This is a genomic window from Pedobacter sp. GW822-FHT03F06, assembly GCF_058801365.1.
This window is the reverse complement of sequence record NZ_JBXANE010000014.1, coordinates 128,176-150,500: the sequence shown is the minus strand read 5'-3', so window position 1 is coordinate 150,500 and position 22,325 is coordinate 128,176. Positions and strand designations below refer to the sequence as shown.

At 40.6% G+C, this 22,325-nt stretch carries 9 protein-coding genes; 5 read left to right on the top strand and 4 right to left on the bottom strand.

Annotated elements, in window-relative coordinates:
- Positions 1-28: 28 nt before the first annotated feature.
- Positions 29-7,069: an SDR family NAD(P)-dependent oxidoreductase gene (locus AC1RJ8_RS21630; RefSeq protein WP_492955615.1), complete on the bottom strand. Its 7,041-nt coding sequence runs from the start codon at positions 7,067-7,069 to the stop codon at positions 29-31.
- A gap of 784 nt (positions 7,070-7,853) precedes the next feature.
- Here AC1RJ8_RS21630 and AC1RJ8_RS21625 point away from each other — a divergent pair.
- Both AC1RJ8_RS21625 and AC1RJ8_RS21620 read left to right on the top strand, forming a co-directional pair.
- Complete coding sequence (locus AC1RJ8_RS21625; protein ID WP_492955614.1) at positions 7,854-9,179, top strand: rhamnogalacturonan acetylesterase; 1,326 nt, start codon at positions 7,854-7,856, stop codon at positions 9,177-9,179.
- A 12-nt stretch (positions 9,180-9,191) separates the two neighbouring features.
- Positions 9,192-11,537 (top strand): beta-L-arabinofuranosidase domain-containing protein, encoded by a 2,346-nt coding sequence (locus AC1RJ8_RS21620; protein WP_492955613.1) that lies wholly within the window; start codon positions 9,192-9,194, stop codon positions 11,535-11,537.
- Between the two features lie 595 nt (positions 11,538-12,132).
- Here the strand turns inward: AC1RJ8_RS21620 and AC1RJ8_RS21615 are convergent.
- The 3 genes from AC1RJ8_RS21615 to AC1RJ8_RS21605 are packed head-to-tail and all read right to left on the bottom strand — an operon-like array spanning position 12,133 to position 16,631.
- Positions 12,133-13,068 (bottom strand): glycoside hydrolase family 43 protein, encoded by a 936-nt coding sequence (locus AC1RJ8_RS21615; protein WP_492955612.1) that lies wholly within the window; start codon positions 13,066-13,068, stop codon positions 12,133-12,135.
- A 4-nt stretch (positions 13,069-13,072) separates the two neighbouring features.
- Entirely contained in the window at positions 13,073-14,614 is a 1,542-nt protein-coding gene (locus AC1RJ8_RS21610) for an alpha-N-arabinofuranosidase (RefSeq protein WP_492955611.1), read from the bottom strand.
- 13 nt (positions 14,615-14,627) lie between these two features.
- Positions 14,628-16,631 (bottom strand): alpha-L-arabinofuranosidase family protein, encoded by a 2,004-nt coding sequence (locus AC1RJ8_RS21605; RefSeq protein ID WP_492955610.1) that lies wholly within the window; start codon positions 16,629-16,631, stop codon positions 14,628-14,630.
- A 465-nt stretch (positions 16,632-17,096) separates the two neighbouring features.
- On the opposite strand from AC1RJ8_RS21605, the gene AC1RJ8_RS21600 reads away from it, so the two are divergent.
- The 3 genes from AC1RJ8_RS21600 to AC1RJ8_RS21590 are packed head-to-tail and all read left to right on the top strand — an operon-like array spanning position 17,097 to position 22,226.
- Positions 17,097-19,499, top strand: coding sequence for a carboxypeptidase-like regulatory domain-containing protein (locus tag AC1RJ8_RS21600; RefSeq protein WP_492955609.1), 2,403 nt, complete (start codon positions 17,097-17,099; stop codon positions 19,497-19,499).
- Between the two features lie 55 nt (positions 19,500-19,554).
- Complete coding sequence (locus AC1RJ8_RS21595) at positions 19,555-21,465, top strand: rhamnogalacturonan lyase (protein WP_492955608.1); 1,911 nt, start codon at positions 19,555-19,557, stop codon at positions 21,463-21,465.
- Positions 21,462-22,226, top strand: a complete 765-nt coding sequence (locus AC1RJ8_RS21590) for a rhamnogalacturonan acetylesterase (protein WP_492955607.1) — start codon at positions 21,462-21,464, stop codon at positions 22,224-22,226. The genes AC1RJ8_RS21595 and AC1RJ8_RS21590 overlap by 4 nt, the downstream gene beginning before the upstream one ends.
- The last annotated feature ends 99 nt before the right edge of the window (positions 22,227-22,325 follow it).

Below are 22,325 nucleotides of genomic sequence, written 5' to 3'. Positions count from 1 at the left end.
GGGGCTAAAAGTATCGACATCGATCCTTCTATGTCCAGGTGTTTCCGGCCATGATTAGTACCTGGCTTTCTTTACCATATTTAAGTTCGTTCAGGAAAGTTTCCATTCCATCCTGTAAAGGGATCAATGCAATTCCCCTGCGTTGGTATTCTTTTTCTAATGTTGGCGAAACCATACCTGCACCTTTCCACGGTCCCCAGTTAATAGCCATTACCTTGCCTTGAATTTTTTGTTTTAAGGCCCAGGCATATTTATCCATTACACTGTTTGCTGCGGCATAATCGGTTTGCCCGCGGTTTCCATAAACAGAAGCAATGCTTGAGAAAAGGATCACAAATTGGGTTTCTGGCCTTAATTGCTCCGCCAATACCCTTAATGGGGTTACTTTGGTATCGAAAACACGTCCGAAAGATTCAGGAGTTTTGCTGTGGAACAGTTTGTCTTCCAATAAACCTGCACCATGTACCACGCCATCTATGCGACCATAATCTTCATAAACCTGATTGATCAAACGGGTTAACGCTTCTTCATCTTTAAGGTCTAACGATTCGTAAACTACTGTCGATCCGCCTTCCTCTAAAGTTGTAATACAGCGTAAAATCTGGTTGTTTTTGTAAATCCGATTCGTTTCCTGTTCTATCTCGGCAGGTTTTTTAATCTCGCCCTGTTTAATCACATACTGTCTGATCTCATCTTTGGTTTTTAACGAAGAGCTGGCTTCATTTGCGGAGGCAATAGGGTTTGCAGAACGGCCCACCAAAATGTACCTGCAAGGGTAATCTTTTGCGAAATGGATCATCAGTTCGGCGGTTATACCTTGCGCACCACCTAAAACCATTACTACAGCATCTTTATCCAGATGGATATGCGCATCGGTTTCGGTGCTCAATTGATGCGGTACAAGTTCCATAATGTGTCTTTTATGGTCGTTGTAAATGATCTCCGAAGGTTTATCCGGATTCAGGATTTCATTTAAGGTGATATTCGTGATTTCATCTGGCGACATTTTGGTTTCGAGACTGATAAAACGGCATTTGGTATGCTCGTATTCACGGTCTAAACTTTTAAAGAAACCCGAATAACCTTGATAATTCCGTAAGAAAGAAATATCAGATTGATCATTAAAATACTGTTTGGTATCTGCAATTAGATAAACCCATTTTACAGTATCAAAATTTAGTTTTTTAATGGTTGCGAAATGGTCGAGAATGCCTACTTTTTGTTGAGCTTCGAACATGTTCAAAATGATGAGGCCCTGATAGCCATCCAATGAGTCTTCAAAGTTCACCAGATCGGCAATGGCACCATGTTTTTCGAGCACTTTCTTGATTTTGATCGCCTGTCCGCCACCATCATCGGTTAAGGCAAAACGCTGACCTTTTAAAATGGCTGCTTCGGTAATGGTCAATGCAGCAGGAGTTAGCTCAAATCTTAAACGGGATAATTTTTCTTTAACCGTTTGGTCATCGATGCTCTCCTCAATAAGCTTTTTTGCTTCTGTAAGCACCTCCGAGCTTTCTGTTTCAACATCGGCAATCCAGTTAATCAGGGCGTTTAAGGTTTTAATTGCGGCCAGTTTCTCCATTAAATCATCAGCTTGTTCGCTTTGTGAGCCAAAACCGATTTTTTCTTTAAGTGAGGCGATAATTTCCATCCTTTTGATCGAATCGATGCTTAAATCAGCTTCAAGATCTAAATCCATGCCCAGCATTTCTTTTGGATAACCGGTTTTTTCGCTCACCACATCAAGAATGGCCGATTTTAACTGATCCAATGAAAATTTTATCTGTTCTGCTTCAATTATTGGAGTTACTGCTACAGCAGATGCACTCACTGCTTTTGGCTGTTCGGTATTTTCTGTAAGCCAATTTACAAGGCTGTTTAAGGTTTTAAGTCCGGCAAGCTGCTCCATAATTTTATCTTCCGGAAGGTTCAATTGAGAAAAACCACCCAGTTCGGTACGTAAAGCACCGATAATTTCTACGCGTTTAATCGAATCGATACTTAAATCGGCCTCCAGATCCATTTCCATGCCCAGCATTTCCTGCGGATAGCCGGTTTTATCGCTTACGATCTGCAAAAGCACCAGTTTTAAGTCTTTTTGTGCAACCGCAGGTGTTATTACTTCGATGGTTTGCGCCTGAGGCACTTCTTGTTTTGCCGTAATCTGATTTTCGATACGGACTGGTTGAGGTGCCTGATATGATGTTAGGGGCTGATTAACGATTTGCGAAGGCATGGCGGGAGCTTGTCCTAAAAAGGAAAGCATTACATCGCGTTGTGCCTGAATCAGCATTTTCATGCTGTGCAGGTACTCCTGCATCATCAAGTCTTTGGCTGAGCCATTAACCTGTTGATTTTCAGTTGGTGTAGAGGTGTTATTCATAAGGATGATCGGTTTAGTAATAGGAGATGCACCATTTGCCGGAAGTTTACCTGTTGATGGAACAGCGTGTTGACCGTTCACATACCAGATAGCAGGACTTTTTTTATAAATTGAAGGCTCATCCAATTTGATGCTTTTAACAGAACGGCCTTCGAATAATTTTTCGAGTTTGATTTCGCGACCGGTAGCCATGTAACCAGCCAGTGTGCCCAACAAATTGCTGAGTTTATTCTGACCCTGATCTTCAGTGTGTAAAATCACTTCGTCTTTACCGATGCAAGCTTTTGTTAAACCGCTTAGCACCTTGCCAGGGCCAACTTCTACGAAAACCCTGGCGCCGGCAGCATACATATCCCTAAGCTCATCAACAAAAAGGACAGGTTTTATTAAATGGTCGGTCAAACGTTCTTTTACAGCGGCTGCTTCAGTTGGATATTCTTTTGCCGTGGTGTTAGACCATACCGGAATTTTTAGATCATTAAAGTTTACGCCAGAAAGCACTTGTTGGTAAAGCTGTTTCGATTTGGCCACCAATGGACTATGGAAAGCACAGGCCACCTCAAGCGGGCGGAAAGATATTTTGGCTTCTTTTAACACTGCAGCCAGCTGGCCGATAGCTGCTGTACTGCCCGCAATAACACATTGTGTTGGTGCATTAAAGTTTACCGGATAAACTTCTTTAATATCACCCAGGTATTGCGCAAGATCTTCCTGTTTTGCACTCACGGCAAGCATAGTGCCTGGATCGCCGTTTTCTACTGCATTTAAAATAGATTTTGCCCGTTCTGCGCTTAGGTGAACCAGGGCTTCTTCTTCAAAAGCACCAGCAAAACAAAGCGCAGGCAATTCACCATAACTATGGCCCGCAACCATATCAGGCATAATACCCAATGATTTTAAGAAGTTAGCGATTGCAAGATCAACAATACCCAATAGCGGTTGTGCCATGCGGGTATCTTTTATGCGTTCTTTTTGTGCTTTCGCATCCGCATCATTAAATACAGTATTTGGGAAAAGGATTTTTTCATATTCAGGATAAGCTTTCAGCAGTTTTCTCATTTCAGGGAAAACCACAAAAAGATCCCTTGCCATGTTTACCCGTTGGCTTCCCTGCCCTGGGAACATAAAAGCAACCTTACCATTCTGTTTTTGAGTAAGGTAGGTGTCTTTGCTTTCTACACCAGATAAAACAAGGTCGATTTTCATTACCAGATCTTCTGCATGATTGGCAACAATACTCAATTGAACAGGTTTTGCATTAACCGTTGCAAGGCTATATGCAATATCTTTCAGTTCGATCTGATCGTTCAGATCCAAGAGATTTTTTACCGAAATTATGTAGTTTTTGGCTTCTTCGTAAGTATCGCCCCTGAAAACAAACAGTTCAGAAGGCCACGATTTTAAGATCGAATTTTTGTTCTCAGTATTCTGAGCACTTTCCAATACCGCATGGAAATTTGTTCCGCCAAAACCAAAGGCGCTAACGCCAGCATATCTTTTTTCTTCCATCCATAAACCAGCTTCGGTATGAAAGGCAAATGGACTGGTTTGGGCGTTGTAGAAACTATTTGGTGTTTTTAAATTGATGGTAGGTGGTTTAATACCATGGTAAACCGATAGCGATGCTTTAATCAATCCAGCAATACCAGCAGCACATTTGGTATGGCCAATCTGCGTTTTTACGGAGCCTAAATGTGTTTGTCCGGCGGTTGCGCCCGATTGGTTAAGCATATCAGTTAATGCACTGATTTCAGTTTTATCGCCAACTACGGTTCCTGTACCATGTGCTTCTACCAGGCCAATCAGTGATGGCGTAATTCCAGCCTGACTGTAAGCTCTTTCTAAAGCATTTACCTGCCCGTTTTTGCGTGGCGCAGTTAAACCGAGGCTTTTTCCATCGCTCGATCCACCTACACCTTTAATAATAGAATAAATCGTATCACCATCGCGTAAAGCATCGTCATATCGTTTTAATACGATCATGGCAATCCCTTCGCCGAGGGCAATTCCATCTGCTTCGGCATCAAAAGTGGCACATCTTCCTTTTTTAGAAAGGGCATGTGTGCTCGAGAACATAAGGTAATCGTTAATGCCGTTGTGCAGATCTGCTCCACCAGCCAAAACCATATCCGATTTCTCTAAAAATAACTCCTGACAAGCCAGGTCTATTGCTGCCAAAGATGAAGCACAGGCTGCATCAACCGTATAATTTCGACCGCCCAGGTTTAACCTGTTGGTGATCCTGCCCGAAATTACATTCGCCAAAATACCCGGGAAAGAATCTTCTGTTGTTTTTGGTAATATGGCATCTACTTCGGCTGGCATTTCGCCAAAAACCTGTTTGTAAAAACCTCTGAAACTATAACTGTTGGCGAGGTCGTTTCCACCTTCAGCACCGATAATAACAGATACATTTTCATTGTCTACACCACCATCGGCATAACCCGCGTGCTGCATGGCCTGTTTGGCTACCATTAAGGTAAGCAGTTGGGTAGGCTCTATGGCCGCAAGCGACTGCGGTGGAATACCAAATTCTAAGGGATCAAAATCTATCCTCGGGATAAAACCGCCCCATTTAGAGTGCGACATGTCTCCTGCGGTAGAATCTGGATTATAATATAGTTCTTTATTCCATCTTTCATCCGGTACTTCGGTTACCGAATCTTTGCCTAGAATGATGTTACGCCAGTATTCTTCGAGGTTTTTAGCTCCAGGGAAAATACAGGCCATACCTACAATAGCTACATCTAAAGCTTTGGTTTTATTTTCAGGAGGTGATGAAAGTGTGGCGTCTAAAATATGTGAATAGTTGTTGTCGGCTACATCCTGGTGAAGATCAAGCAATGACATCACCTCTTTATGCATAGGTGCAATCTGACCGATCATGTACATGCCCAGGTCAGTTTGTTCAGCTTCATCGATTTTTACCAGTTCATCGCCGCGTCTTTCTATTCCTTTAGCGGCAATACGTAAACGGCCAACATTTAGCGTTTCCAGTTTTGCCCAGATTTCTTTTTTATCCATTCCCTCTGCCTGAAGTTTCTGTTTTTCTTCGTTAAAGAAAGTGGCAAATGAAGAATTTAAGCACCTGGTTTCGTGCCCTGGAGCAGTTTCGAGCAGTACAGTTTCATTTGCCTGCATGGCTTCCTGCTGGAATTTATCCAAAATGGCGCCTGTGCTTACAGCTTCCCTGGTATATAGATAAGCGGTACCCATTAATACACCGATTTTCATTCCTTTGGCAGCCAAAGGAGCAGCCATTACTGAAATAAATGCAGTAGAAAAAGAATCGTGAATGCCACCGGCAAAGAAAACACTGATGCTTTCAGGATTTTCTTCCTTTAACAAACGTTCAATCTGTTTTTCCCACAATACCATGCTGGATAGGGGGCCAACGTGACCGCCACATTCGCGGCCTTCGAATACAAAACGTTTAGCACCTTCTTTTAAAAACATATCTAAAAGAGAAGCAGAGGGTACATGGAGAAAAGTTTTGATCCCGGCTTTTTCGAAGGGCTTAGCCTGCGATGGTCTTCCACCTGCAATTAGTAAAACAGGAGGTTTCGCATTTAATATATATTCCTGTTGCTCATCTCTAAGCGCTTGTGGTGCAAAACCTAAAATGCCTACACCCCAGGTTTTTTCGCCAGCCAATTTTTTGGTTTCTTCAATTAGGTTTTTTGCCGATGCTCCTTTTAATAAGGATAACGCGATAAATGATAAGGCACCAGCTTCCGAAACTGCATCTGCAAACGGCGCTACATCACTTACCCTGGTCATCGGCCCCTGCGCAATAGGGTAGGTGATGTTTAAATCTTTAGCAAGCGAGTTATTCGCTTTTATTATATTGATGGCTTTGGCTTGTTTTAAATGGCCGTAAATGGCTTCCTTTATGCCGAAAATCAACTTATCAAGCTTTTTATATTTGGTAACCAGATCAATCGATAGGGCAATATCCTGACCCATTGGAAGATAATTTGTTTCCAGATTGTAACCTTTAAAATGTTTTTGAAGACCATTATAATCTATATCTTCTGCCAATACCGGCGAATTTGGACGGGCCAATACGCGGGCTTTATCGATCAGTTTGGTTTCTGTTCCGCTTAATTTAGCACAAACAGTTTTTAAATCTTCAGGAGCGGAACATTCTGGGAATAAGGCGAGTTGGCTATCTAAAATAATCCCTGCTGCGCCTTGAGCCATTAATGAAGCGGAAGTATGGATACCCACACCACCCTGAACCCAAACCGGAATACGTGTAATTTCTTTAATAATCCGTTGAAAAAGTACAAAAGAAGATTCGTAGGCCACACGGCCAGCACCTTCATTTCCTTTAACTATGATTCCATCGGCACCCTTTGCTTGTGCAGCCAGTGCCGATTCGAGGTCATAAACCTGATAGATAATTTTTGCAGATGTTTTACGCTTTATCACGAAATCATACGGAGCAATAATTAAACTTACCTGGGCAGGAAGATCAATGTTGGCAAATACCGCCGAATTGATGCTTACACCAAAATCTGAAATACCCAATTCTACAAGTGAATGAAGTGCGTTTTCGGTTTCGGTTATGTTGTGCCCAAGACTGAGAACCGGAAAGCAATCTGCTTTTTGTAAATTGGAAACCAATCTGCTATCAGGGATTTCGAAGGGAGTTACTCCAATAATGGCGTGTTTGTTCATGGCTTTAGATTTTGATTCTAATCTTCTGTTTGGTGGATGATTTAAGCGCAGCATAATGGTTCTTTATGCAGGCCGTAATACACAATAACACAGCTTTTTAGCGCTAGAGATAGTGTGTATGATTAATTAGACTAATATACGACTTGATTAAGTCAAATTGTTTTAAAAATTTATAAATGAATGAAGTGAACAGTCAATTGTAAAGCACCTGTTCAGTTCATTTAAAAATGAATTTTATGAACAAAATTCTTATTAATATTTTCAATTATGCTTCTATATATGGTTTATTTAAATTTTATATACAAAAGAAGCGGCCTTACATTGGGTTAATATTAATAATGGGTTAATTTATGAATTTTATTTTGTAATTGATTGATTTGTTATGCTTTGTGTTTAATTTTTATACTTTTTTTACTGAAAATCATTGAATTTTTATTTATTTAAGTTCGCGAAATAGAGTTTTTAGTCTTGCTACTTCATATTTTTTGTGTTTGTAAATTTTTAATTAAAAATTGAAGAAATTTATGTTGCGTTTTGAATTGTTTATCTTTGTAGTATTAATTAGTATCAGTAATTAAATGTTTGTTATTTTTTGTGTTTGTAGACAGCACACTTTTATTAAAAAAATGCTTAAATTTTAAAAACGCTATTCATTTTCATTTTAATTGAGAATTGTTTTTATATTCGTTTATAAATGTCGGGTAGACGTTTATTTAACCAGATTTTATAGGAAAGCGATCATGATTGATTTATTCATCAAACAGCTCTTCCAAACCTTAAGCATATGAGCATTCAAAAGTTTATTAAACCATTCATTTTTCTTGGTTTAATTGTCAATCTATCCCAGGCCCAGGAAAAAAACAATTACAAATTTGATTTTGGTACCGGAAAGGTTGCTAAAGGTTATACACCAGTTTTGCCAACTGATGTTTATAGTAAAGAAAAGGGTTATGGTTTCGATTTTGATTCGAAAGTTGAGGGGGTAGATTATGGCGGGAATTTTTTAACATCAGATCTGGTAAAAAGTGATAATCCTTTTTATTTTTCGGTAGCCGTTCCTGAAGGGAATTACAAAATAACAGTTACACTTGGCGATCAGAAAGGCCCCGCATTAAGCACAGTAAAAGCTGAATCGAGAAGGTTAATGCTGGAAGATGTAAAAACCACCACAGGACAATCGTTAACCAAAACTTTTATTGTAAATGTTAAAGATAAACATATTGCTGATGGGCAATTGGTTTCGCTGAAGCCGCGCGAACTCACCAAACTCGATTGGGATGATAAACTGACTTTGGAATTCGACCATCAAACCGCACTACAGGCACTCGAAATTACGAAGGTTGAAGATCAGGTTACTGTTTTCCTGGCTGGAAATTCGACCGTGGTGAACCAGGACGATGAACCATGGGCATCGTGGGGGCAGATGATTCCCCGTTTTTTTAAACCTGGTGTTGCCATTGCCAATCATGCAGAATCGGGCTTAACATTGGGCTCATTTTTAGGGAGCAAAAGATTAACGAAGGTTTTAAGTATAATGAAACCTGGCGATTACCTTTTTATTGAATTTGGACACAATGATCAAAAAGATAAAGGACCCAATGATGGTGCTTATAAATCGTATACCGAAAGGTTAAAAACATTCATTTCGGAAGTAAAGAAAAAAGGAGGAATCCCTGTTGTGGTTACCTCAACCAGTAGAAGGTCTTTTGGCCCGGATGGAAAAATCGTAAACACTCTTGGCGACTTTCCGGATGCTGCACGTAAAGTAGCTGCCGAAGAGAAGGTTGCTTTAATTGATCTGAATGCCATGACATCGACTTTGTTTAATGCTTTGGGCGAGGAGCCATCAAAAAAAGCATTTGTTCATTATCCTGCTAACAGTTATCCTGGCCAGGATAAGGCACTGGCCGATAACACACACTTTAATCCTTATGGGGCTTATGAAATTGCACAATGTGTTATCTTAGGGATTAAAGAACAGAAATTAAGCATTGCGAAATACCTGGTTGATGATCTGCCAAAATTTGATCCGGCAAAACCAGATAATCCTGCAGATTGGCACTGGCCAGAGAGCCCCAAAAGTAGTGTAGTTAAACCAGATGGGAATTAGAATAAGTTATAAATGAAAAAGATAATCACTGCTTTCCTGCTAATAATATCCTGTAGTGCTGCCTTTGCGCAAAGCAGCTTGCAACCATTCAATTTATCGGAAGTCCGTTTGCTCGAAGGGCCGTTTAAGCAGGCACAGGAAACCGATAAAAAATACATGCTTTCGCTAGATGCGGACAGGCTTTTGGCTCCTTATTTAAAGGAGGCAGGATTAAAACCTAAAGCAGTATCTTACGGAAACTGGGAAAACACAGGTTTAGACGGGCATATCGGCGGACATTATTTATCCGCTCTGGCTTTAATGTATGCCTCAACTGGTGATGCCAAGGTTAAAGACCGAATGGAATACATGATTGCCGAACTGGATAAATGCCAGGTAAAAAATGGTGATGGCTATTTGGCAGGCATTCCAGGTGGGAAAGAAATCTGGAAGGAGATCAAAGCTGGCAACATCAGGTCGTCGAGTTTTTCGCTGAATGGAAAGTGGGTTCCTTTGTACAATATCCACAAAATTTATGCTGGGCTTTACGATGCTTATGCGGTTGCGGGTAATGCAAAAGCAAAGGAAATGCTCCTAAAACTCACCGATTGGTGTATAGATCTGGTTTCGAATTTATCTGATCAGCAAGTACAAGAACTTCTAAAAAGCGAACATGGTGGATTAAATGAAACTTTCGCCCATGTTTATGCGATAACGGGTAATCAAAAGTATCTTCAACTAGCGAAACGCTTTTCGGATCAATCTATACTAAATCCATTGCTAAAAAATACGGATGCCCTTAATGGTCTGCACGCAAATACACAGATTCCTAAGGTAATCGGTTTTGAGCAGATCGCCTTGCTGGATAAAGACCCTTCCTGGGCGAATGCGGCTGCTTTCTTTTGGAAAACAGTAGTAGAACATAGAACGGTGGCCATAGGTGGAAATAGTGTTAGAGAGCACTTTCATCCGGCCAATAACTTTTCTTCGATGACTGAATCGCGGGAAGGGCCAGAAACCTGCAATTCCTACAATATGTTGAAGCTTACCAAACAGCTATTTTTGGCCGCGCCTTCTAACACATATCTCGATTATTACGAACGTACGCTTTACAATCATATCCTTTCTTCTCAAAGACCAGGAGGTGGTTTTGTATATTTTACGCCGATGCGGCCGGGGCATTACCGTACTTATTCGAGCCCGCAGGAGAGTTTTTGGTGCTGTGTAGGCTCCGGATTGGAAAACCATGGTAAGTATGGAGAGTTGATTTATGCTCATGGCAAGAATGATGTGTATGTAAATCTTTTCATTCCCTCTACCTTAAACTGGAAGGAAAAAGGTATTCAGCTTACACAACAAACGCTTTTTCCTGATGCAGAAAATACAACGATCAAACTTCAGTTAAAGAACAAGCAACGTTTTGCCCTACATCTTCGTCAGCCGGCTTGGGTAGAAAATGGAAAAATGACTGTGCTCGTCAACGGGAAAAAAGTAACATTCAAAAGCGAAACAAATGGTTATGCCAGTATCGATCGTGTTTGGGCTACCGGTGATGTACTTAACATTTCCTTGCCCATGCACACCACCACTGAGTTTATGCCCGATGGTTCTGATTGGGTGGCCTTTCTTCGTGGCCCGGTTGTGCTCGCTGCGGCGATGGATACATTAAATCAACCTAATTTATTAGCCGATGGCAGTAGGATGGGGCATATTGCTTCAGGGCCATTATTCCCGATTAGCGATGCACCACTCGTTACAGGCGCTAAAAATACCTTAGCAAATGAAATTACTTTGACTGATAAAAACAGTTTAACCTTCAGTGCTCAAAATGCGATCTATCAGCCAAAATACAAATCTTTAAAATTGGTTCCTTTTTACACCCTGGCCGAAAAGCGGTATGTGGTTTATTTCCCTTACAGCAGCGCAGAAGCATTGCCGGAACGTGCAAAGGCGATTAAGTTGGCAGAAGAAGAAAAAATGAAAACGGAACAGCGTACCGTCGATCTGATCAACACTGGAGAACAGCAGCCAGAATCAGACCACAATTTTAAGGGTGAGCAAACTGATAACGGAACGTATCAGGAAAGGCATTTTAGAAATGGAAAAGCATGGTTTAGTTATGTGCTTAAAAACAAAGATTTATCGGCAAATAAGCTGAGCTTAACTTTTTACGGAAAAGAAAAGAATAAAAACTTTTCTATTTTGATTAATGGCGTTGTAACTGAAAATGTAAAGCTGGATGGAAGCAAAGGTGATATTTTTTATACACAGGAATACCAAATCCCCAAAGAACTATTAAAAGCAGATTTAGAACTGAAATTTGTTGCCGATCAGGGATCAGCTATTGCAAATATATATGAGGTGAGGTTGGTGAGATAGATAGCTGGCGTCATTTCGCCTTATTCCGTGGTCTGTGGGGACACAGACCACTAGCATTATTCAGACCGACTGTCCTCCTGAACTTGTTTTAGGATCTATGAGGAAGGTTTTTGAAGTGGATATGTGTAGATGTAAAGATGCTGAAACGAGCCCAGCATGACGCGTGGAGGAGATTTATCAAAGTAGATTTCTCCACTGTGGTCGAAATGACGATGAATTAAAGGCGATCGTCCTCCTGAAATTGTTTTAGGATCTATGATGGAGTTTTATACCAAGTTTGATGGGGTGCTGAAACGAGTTCAGCATGACGTGTGGAGGGGATTTATCAAGATAGATTTCTCCACTGCGGTCGAAATGACGATGAATTAAAGGCGACCGTCCTCCTGAACTTGTTTCAGGATCTATTATGGAGTTTTATACCAAGTTTGATGGGGTGCTGAAACAAGTTCAGCATGACGCGTGGCAGGTAAATTGATGTGATTTAACAAAGTAGTCTGTGCGGACACAGATCACGGGTGGATTATCCAATGCGATCGTCCTCCTGAACTTGTTTCAGGATCTTGTTTGAGAAAGTTTTATACTTCTTTAGCATGTTTTATTGCTTTAATAAGGTTTCCAGTTCTTTTTTCTTAATTGTTAATATGGTTCCGTGCCTTAAACCTTTTGGTAAGGAGATTTTATCAGAAACATCGGTCCAGTTTTTTAAATCTGCAGATTGGATTGCGCCATATTTATGGTCGCGGTATTTATCAAAATACACCATCCAGTTATTGCCAATTTTTAAGGTTGTTGGTCCTTCGGCCCAATAATTTCCTGTAATTGGATTTCCCGCCTTGCTGTAAGGACCAATTAATTGATCGGCATATGCTATTTTGATATTCTTTTGAGCAGGCTCGCGGGTCTCGTCTTTTAAAAACATAATAAACTGTTTCCCGTTTTTTACAATAGTAGCATCAATTACATTAAAACCTGGGTCGTAAAGCAGTTTGGTTTCCGAATAGGTTTTGAAATCTTTGGTGGTAACGTAATACATTCTGTGATTGTAACCGCTTTCTTCAGTTGAGGCCGTTTCATTAAACTTGCCTGTAACCGTTGTAGCCCAATAAATCATATAAGTTTTGGTGCGGCTATCATAAGTGATTTCAGGTGCCCAGGTATTTCTTGCACCATCTTCTTTAGCCATTACCGGTAAAAACTGCTGCTCGCTCCAGTTAATCAGGTCTTTCGAACTGGCATAACCAATACCTTTATCTTTCCAGCTTACTGTCCAAACCATGTGAAATAAGCCATCAGCCCCTCGGATAATACAAGGATCTCTCATCAATTTATCTTTGCTTACCTTAGGTGTTAGGAATGATTGGTCATTTTTAAGCGCGGTCCATTTGTATGCATCGTTACTATAGGCCAGGTGCAACCCGTCTTCCCCGTTACCTTTAAAATATGCAAAGAGATAAACCTCCTTTTTCGACTGTGCCTGGGCATTAAAAAAAGCCGATAGTAAGATTATAAAAAGATATATGCGTTTTTTCATCATTTTATTTTAATTCGAGTACCACAACCGATTGCGCAGGCAACTCAACTTTAAGCGAATTTCCTGATTTTTTTGCGCCTGTAAATTTTGCATTGTGTACTTTGTTAGAATCGCTAAATGTATTTACATCAGTAAGTTTGGCTGAGGTTAAAATCTGTCCGGTAACGGAGCTCCATTTTAAACCATCTAAAACGGTACTTAAGGCAATTTTCTTGTTTGGATCTAAGTTTACCAACGAAATATGAATAGCGCCGCTTGCATCCTGAGAGGCAGAAACATTTAAAGCCGGAATTTTTTGATCGCCTACAGTATAATCAGGACTGGTAAAGGCAATCGGTAGATATTTGGCATCCTGATGCACTTTGTACAGATCAAAAACATGATAAGTAGGGGTTAAGATCATTTTATCCTTTTCGGTTAAAATTAAGGCCTGTAACACATTAATTGTTTGTGCTAGGTTAGCTACTTTAACACGATCGGAGTGGTTATTAAAGATATTCAAAGTGGTGCCAGCAATTAATGCATCGCGTAAACTGTTCTGTTGATACAGGAAACCAGGGTTTGTTCCAGGTTCTACATCCGTCCAGATTCCCCATTCGTCGACCACTAAGGCCACTTTCTTTTTAGGATCATATTTATCCATTATTGCGGAGTGTTTGGTTACCAGTTCTTCCATTTTTAAACAGTTTTTCATGGTCGAAAAGTATTGTGCCTCATCAAATTTGGTAGCTGATCCTTTTTTGCCCCAGTTTCCGGTTGGGATGGTGTAATAGTGTAAAGTTAATCCCCACATCTGGTTGCCGATGTTTTTCATGCAGGTTTCTGTCCAGTTGTAATCGTCGGAATTTGCACCGCTGGCAATTCTTTTTAGTGGAGCGCCCGGATAATTACGTGCATAAGTGGCATACCTGCGGTATAAATCGGAATAATAAGCAGGCGTCATGTTTCCTCCGCAACCCCAGCTTTCGTTACCCACACCCCAGAAAGAAACTTTCCATGGTTTTTCTCTACCATTTTGGCTGCGGATAGCCGTCATCGGACTTACACCATCAAAATTTAAGTATTCTACCCATTTGGCCATTTCTTCAACGGTTCCGCTGCCCACATTACCTGCAATGTAAGGTTCGCAATCGAGCATCTGACAGAGGTCTAGAAATTCGTGTGTACCAAAACTATTGTCTTCAGTTACGCCGCCCCAGTTGGTATTTACCATTTTCGGACGTTGATTTCTCGGCCCTATGCCATCTCTCCAATGGTATTCATCGGCAAAACAGCCGCCTGGCCAGCGCAGGTTAGGAACTTTTATCTTCTTTAAAGCATCTACAATATCTAAACGGATTCTTCCTTTATTGGGAATAGTCGAATTTTCATCCACCCAAAAACCATCATAAATGCAGCGGCCCAAATGTTCGGAAAAATGACCGTAAATGTGTTTGCTCACCATCTGATCACCAGCAGCTTTAATGGTTAGCTGGGTCTCGCTTTGTGCATGCACTAAAATAGAACTGCAGAATACAGCAGCAGATAAGATAAGTTTTTTCATCATGATCTCGTTAAATCTATTGGTTAAATGGAATTTTTATAACGTTAAAAGAATAAGGTTTTAAAGTGATGTTGAGTTTTTTACCTTTTAGGTTGATGGCGTTTTTTTGGGGGCTAACCGCTTCGGGATTTTCGAAAGAGTTGAGTTGATTTAGGTTACTGTTTGCTATTTCTTCGTTAGTGGCCTTGCTTTTTAGTTTCATTTTTCCTTCCAGGTCGAAATCGATGTTTTGTGCCTGATCGGAGTTGTTGGCAATTTTAATGATCAGTTCTTTTTTGTGCTGATCGGTTACCGCAGAAGCGTAAAGCCCATCCTGGCCGATAATGTTCTTCTCATCAAGCGTAATCGAAACTACATCGGTTCCTTTATTGGTAGAAAACTGTTTCTGTACATAATAATCAGGTGTTCCGTACGATTTTAAATTATCTACCCAGATCATATCGGGTGCCCATTGCCAGGCATCAATATGGGCAAAAAGTGGCGCGTATGAAGCCATTTGTACCACATCGGCATTGCGTTCCAAGCCTGTCATTAACGAAGCAGACGCCAACGCACTTTGCCAGTTGTTTCTGTTGCTGCCAACAAAATTTTTATCCGCATGAACGGCGTATTCACCAACAAAAATCTTGCTTCCGTTTCTTGGGTAATTATCGTAACGCCCAGCATTTTTTAAAAACCAATCGGCAGGGCGGTAATAATGCTCGTCTATAAAATCGGCGTTGTTATTTCTTAAAGTGGTATTTAGTAAGTTAAAACGATCACCTTCAGGATCGGTACCTGAGCTGTTGATCAGTTTAAAATCGGGATATTTAGCTTTTATGGCTTTAGTGAAAATGGCTACTCTTTCCAGATATTGTGGCCCCCAGTTTTCGTTTCCAACACCCATCATTTTTAGGTTAAAAGGTTTTGGATGACCAAGATCAGCCCTCATTTTCCCCCACTTGGTACTTACATCGCCATTGGCAAATTCGATCAGGTCCAAAGCATCCTGTACATAAGGATCGAGTTCGTCAAGAGCCGCTACTTCAGCTGAATTAAACTGACAGGCCATACCGCAATTTAATATCGGTAATGCATCCGAACCTATATCTTCTGCCAGTTGGAAATATTCGAAAAACCCCAGACCAAAACTCTGGTAATAATCTGGTGCCGGGCGGTGGGCAAATTCAGTATTCCAGCGGTTCATAATCAATTGCCTGTTTTCGATCGGGCCAATGGTTTTTTTCCATTGATAACGATTGGCAAGATCGGTTCCTTCCACAATGCAGCCGCCTGGGAAACGGATAAAACCTGGTTTCATATCGGCTAATAATTGCACCATATCTGCCCTTAATCCTTGCGGACGGTTTTTCCAGGTATCGCCAGGGAACAGCGAAATCATATCCAGATCAATGTTTCCATTTCCTTGAAATAAGATTGAGAACTTAGCTTTCGGATCGGTTTCAGTAGCGGTAAAACTTGCTGATTGTTTTTTCCAGTCGCCACCCGTTTGGTCCGGTGTTAAACTTCCCTGTCCGATAATTTTATTGTTCGCATCTTTTAATAATAGTACGAGTTTAACCCCAGGCTTTGATTGACGGTACATGATCGAAAAATCGTAGCGAAGCCCTTTTTTTACGCCGATACCTTTAAAGCCCTCGTTTAGGAGTTCGAAATCGTCAGTTTGTTTTTTTACCTGTAGGTATCTTGGATTGGCAGTGTTTACTTCCTTGCGGTTTACCACCAAAATTTCACCTTCCTGTGGTCTTTTTCGCTGGATGGTCCAGCCCATCAGCGGTTTTGCAAATTCAAAAGAGCGGTTTTTGATCAGTTCGGCGTAAATGCCGCCATCAGCACCAAAGTTAATATCCTCAAAAAAAACACCCCACATATTCGGCTGCACCTTGGCAATAGAATGGTCTGTTTTAACTTTGATTACTTTTGCAGTTTGCGCCTGCATTTCTGGGATATATCCAATTCCAATTGCAGCATACGCTATGCATGCCGAAAACACACTTTTTACAGGGTAATTTAATTTCATACGGTTTAATATTTGGAAGATCTAATGGTAAAAGTAAAATATTTAAAATAATAAACGTCATTTGAACATTTATTTTTTTCTTCATTGCTGATTTTGTCGATAAATTCTACAATCTTAGCATTAGGGAAAATGATCTAAGCAACAGAAATAGTGATGGAGGTAGTAAAAGGGTTTAGTAAAGTAACTTTTTACTTGATGTTTAAAATTTATTTTGCCGAAACCTTTAAAATCTTTCTTATAACATATTGTCATCATCAAAAAGCAGGATACTACAGGATGCACCTTAAAGATATACTATTTACATTCGACATGAATCATTTAATGGCTGCTACCCAGTGGCCGTATGATCCACTAACCAATAACACATGATGAGCCTTCTTTTCTTCAGTATTCAAATATTGACTATTTTAATCAGCAGGGCTTCTATGTGCAAAATAGCTGGTTCACATGCTTGATAAAAGGACTATGAATCTTAAAAAATATACTTTGCTTGGCTTTTTAAGTGCAGCAACCCTCTGTGGTTCGGCGCAACAAAAAGCTGCAGATAAACAATCGGTTAAACTCTTTTTTGAGAAATCGTACCTACAGGTAGACCGCAGTTATTACAGCACTGGAGAAGATGTTTGGTTTAGCGCCTATTTGGTAAATGGAAAAAGCAGCAGTTTAACCGCTACCAGCAATAATTTATATGTGGAGCTGCTTTCGCCAAAATCGGAAGTTTTAGACCGGAAAATGATCAGGTTGGATGGTGGACTGGGAAAGGGAGATTTTAAGCTGAAAGATTCTATTCCTTCTGGTTGGTACGGCATTAGGGCTTACACCAATTGGATGCGAAACTTTGGTGATGATTTTGTTTTCCAGAAACGGATCCACATTAGCAATAATATTGTCGAAAACGCTTCTTATTTTACGCGTAATCCGGTCAAAAAAACAGATGTTTCCAATTCGAAAAAATCGATTGCATTTTTTCCGGAGGGCGGCTCGCTGGTTGAAGGATTAACCAGTATTGTGGCCTTTAAAACCAATGATGATGCTGGGAACGGGATTAAAGCTACAGGTAGTATAATTTCGTCGAAAGGCGATACCGTAACTACTTTTCAAAGTACCGATGCGGGCATGGGCATTTTTGCTTTTACGCCCAAAGCGGATGAGAAATATAAGGTTGAGGGCTTTTATGGCAAAGAAAAATTTTCGTCTGAAATGCCCTTAAGCCTTAAAAAAGGCCTCTCATTACATATTACTGCCGATTCTTTAAATATCAAAGCAAGTATTAGTGCCAACGCGTTAATGTTCGGCGAGTTGAAGGATAAAAGCATTTCGCTTGTAATTAAACATGCCAGCGATAATATTTATTCCGGATCGATCAAATTAACTAAAGCTACGGTATCGGTATCTATCCCAACAAAAGGTTTTCCTAATGGTATTGCAAGCATAACGCTGCTAGATGACCAGAACAGACCTCATTGTGAACGGCTTATTTTTATACAAGACGAAAATAAGGTCAATTTCTCGATAACCCCAAACAAAACAGCTTATAAGCCAAGAGAGAAAGTGTTTATTAAGGTAAAAGCAACCAATTTTCTTGGTCAGCCAGCTAAAACGGCATTTTCCTTAGCTGCTGTTGATGGACTTATTCCGGATGATGGAAATGATATTGTTTCGTATCTGATGCTGCAATCGGAGGTTAAGGGAGATATTAAAAACGCTGCACAATATTTTGATGCTAAAAATCCATCTCGTTTAAAACAGCTCGACTTATTGTTGCTTACCCAGGGCTGGAGAGATTATATCTGGCGAAAACTGGCCGATTCGGCTATTAAAATAAGTTATCTGCCTGAGCCTGGCATCACAATTAAAGGATTGGTAAGAGAGAAACTGGCCGATAAGCCCATTCCGAATATGAACATTACCCTGTTTGGCACCAATTTTACAGGCAATAAAATCTTTACGACGAAAACCGATCAGAGCGGACGATATTTTCTGGATGGGCTCAGCTGGTATGGCAATCAAGCGGTGAAAATTTCATCAAAAGATGATAAAGGGAAAAAAGGTGGCTGGCTGCAGATTGATACGCTGATTAAACCTTTAAATTTAGCGCCATTAAAAACGATTTCATCTGGAATTTCGAATACCCTGAACGTAGAAATCGGTAAACGCATGGATTATAACCGTACTTACAAGTTTGGCGATTCGATCAGTTTAAACGATATTGAGATTAAAGCCGCTCAAAATAACAAGGTGATGCTGTTTCAGGATGTACTTACCTCATTCGGGTATCCCGAGGAAGTTTTCAACATTACGGCAGCCGATTATTCTTACAAGGGATTGGAACATTTCCTGTTAACAAAAGCCAAAGGAAGTTATCCGGCAGAAGAAAACGATAGTTTGGGCAACGAAGGAGTCACTTTTCTTGCCAACGGAAAAAAAGTTAGGCCTGTTATTAAGGTAAATAACCGAGAGGAGCTCTTTACCGAACGCTTAGATTACTACAGTTTAACTATGGATCAGATTAACCAGGTTCGAATTCAGCATTTATTAAATAGTACTGGAAAAGATGTGTACCTGATTAGCCTAAATTTGAAAGATGAGGCCTTGCGTGGACCAAATTTAGACTTGCTAAACCTCAATTTAAATGGTTATTATGCTGCAAGGACTTTCTATTCACCAAATTATAGCAGTCCGGCAACACCAAATAAAGATTTACGAACCACTATTTTTTGGTCCCCAGCTGTAAAAACCAACGAAAACGGCGAAGCAACTATTACTTATTTCAATGGCGATAACAAAGCCGATATTTTGATCAAAGCCGATGGAATTACTGATAAAGGAGTAGCTGTATCGGCCAAAACAGTCTATAAAGTTCAATAACCAATTAGATAAGCTATGAATCAACCCTATATTTTAATTAGAATTATAAGCCTTTATGATTAAAACCATTATAGCATCCTGCTTCATTATTAGCTTATTCTGTACTACTCAGCTTTTCGCTCAACGTGAAATGGAAACGCTCGGCAGAGGTGTTGTGGCCGTACACATGCCTGGCGATAGTGTTTTTGTCAGCTGGCGGGTTTTAGGTACCGATCCCGATGACATTGCTTTTAATCTCTACAGGAAAACAAACCATTCAGATCCTGTAAAACTGAATAAAACACCAATAACCGGAGCAACAATTTTTACAGATAAAAAGATAGATTTTACTGTTGAAAATCAATGGTTTGTAAAACCCATTATCAATGGGAAAGAAAACACAGAAAGTGCTGCTTTCACCTTGCATCAAAATACGGAGGCAAAACCTTATTTATCTATTCCCTTAAAAACACAGGCAGGTTATACCCCAAACGATATTTCGGTCGGAGATTTAGATGGCGACGGGGAATATGAAATTGTTTTACACCAGGTGGGCATAGGAAAAGATAACTCGCAGGCGGGTATCACAACAGATCCCTTACTGGAGGCGTATAAATTAGATGGTACGTTTTTATGGCGCATTAATTTAGGAAAGAATATCCGTGAGGGCGCGCATTATACCCAATTTATGGTGTACGATTTAGATGGAGATGGCAGAGCAGAAGTTGCCTGTAAAACAGCTGATGGCACTATGGACGGAAGAGGGAAGTTTATAGGCGATACCACTAAAGATTGGCGGAACAAAAATGGATACATTTTAGCAGGGCCGGAGTTTTTAACTGTTTTTGATGGCTTAACCGGAGCAGAAATTACCACCACGCAGTTTAATCCCCCACGTTCGCCAAATCTCGAACCCTCAACCGAAGAATTAAAAAAAATCTGGGGTGATGGATATGGAAACCGAATGGACCGTTTTTTGGCTGCAATAGCTTATCTCGATGGAAAACATCCCAGTTTAATTATGAGCAGGGGCTACTATACCCGAACTTTTATTACCGCTTGGGATTTTAAAGGTAAAAACCTGCACAAAAGGTGGGCTTTTGACAGTGGCGAACCCGGAAATAAGGGCTATAGCGGGCAGGGAAACCATAATTTAAGCATTACAGATGTAGATAATGACGGCAAAGATGAAATTATTTATGGTGCCATGACCATTGATGATAATGGAAAGGGCTTGTACACCACTGGTTTAGGGCACGGAGATGCATTACATGTTGGCGATCTGGATCCGGACCGACCAGGATTGGAGGTTTTTGATATTCAGGAAAAATTTTCTGATGCCGGAGCAAGCTTCAGGGATGCCAGAACCGGAGAAATATTATGGAAGAAAGCATCTGTAAAAGCCGGCGAAGATGGCGAAGGACCTGGTAGGGGACTAGCTTTAAATATCGATCCAAGGTATAGAGGTTCAGAATGCTGGGTTGCAGGTGCAGGCATAACCGGAATGTTCGATGCTAAGGGAAACAAAATTTCGTCGATTACCCCGAGTGTTAACTTTGGTATTTTTTGGGATGGGGATTGCCAGAGTGAAATTCTAAATGCTACGGCTATCGATAAATGGGATTACGAAAATACCAAAACGGTTAGGTTGCTCAATGCAAGGATGTATAACTGTTTATCAAACAATGGCACTAAATCAACCCCGGCTTTATCGGCTGATATTTTAGGCGATTGGCGCGAAGAAGTGATTTATCGCACCGCCGACGCCAGCGAATTGAGGATATTTACCACTACCATTCCAACAACGCACCGTTTTTATACCTTCATGCACGATCCGCAATACCGTTTGAGTATTGCCTGGCAAAATGTGGGCTATAATCAGCCCCCACATACCAGTTTTTATATGGGCGACGATATGAATAAACCACCAAAGCCAAACATTAAACTAATTGAGTACCATAAACAGATTTTAACCAAACAAGAATGAAAAAATATAACTTTATCCTGGCGGGAATGATCATCATCATTTCATCTTTCGCCTTTATTGCGCAGCATAAACCCGCTCTTCATACCATTGGCGATTCTACAGTCCGCAACTCAAACAAAGAAACCTGGGGCTGGGGAACACCGATTGCGTCCTTATTTGATACGACAAAAATCCATGTAGAGAATAATGCCATGGCCGGAAGAAGTACACGCACTTTTTTATCAGAAGGCCGATGGGACAAAGTTTTGGAAACATTAAAACCGGGTGATTTTGTTACCATGCAATTCGGTCACAACGATGGAAGTGTTCCTGATACCACAAAAGCAGGAAGAAGAGGTGTGTTAAAAGGAACTGGCGAAGAAACCAAAGTATTAACCTGGCCCGATGGAAAGGTAGAAACTGTACATACTTACGGCTGGTATATCCGCAAATTTGTTCGTGAAACCAAAGCAAAAGGCGCTACACCGATTGTACTTTCGATGATCCCAAGGAATGTTTTTAAAGATGGTAAAGTGGTTCGAGCCAATAACGATTTTGGGAAATGGGCCGCTGATGTAGCCAAAGAAGAAAATGCCTATTTTGTAGACCTGAATAAAATAACGGCTGATAAATATGATGCGCTTGGTCCGGATAAAGTAAAACTGTATTTCCCGGGCGACCATACCCACACAAATTTAGAAGGCGCAAAAGTTAACGCCGCATCTGTTGTAGAAGGAATCAGGGAATTGAAAGACTGTAATTTGAAAAAGTACCTGCTTTAATAAAGGAGAAAGACTAAAGCTGAAAGACCAAAGGCAATGACCGAAAAATGCGTCATCTCGACTGTAGCATAGCGGAATGGAGAGATCTATCTAGATAGA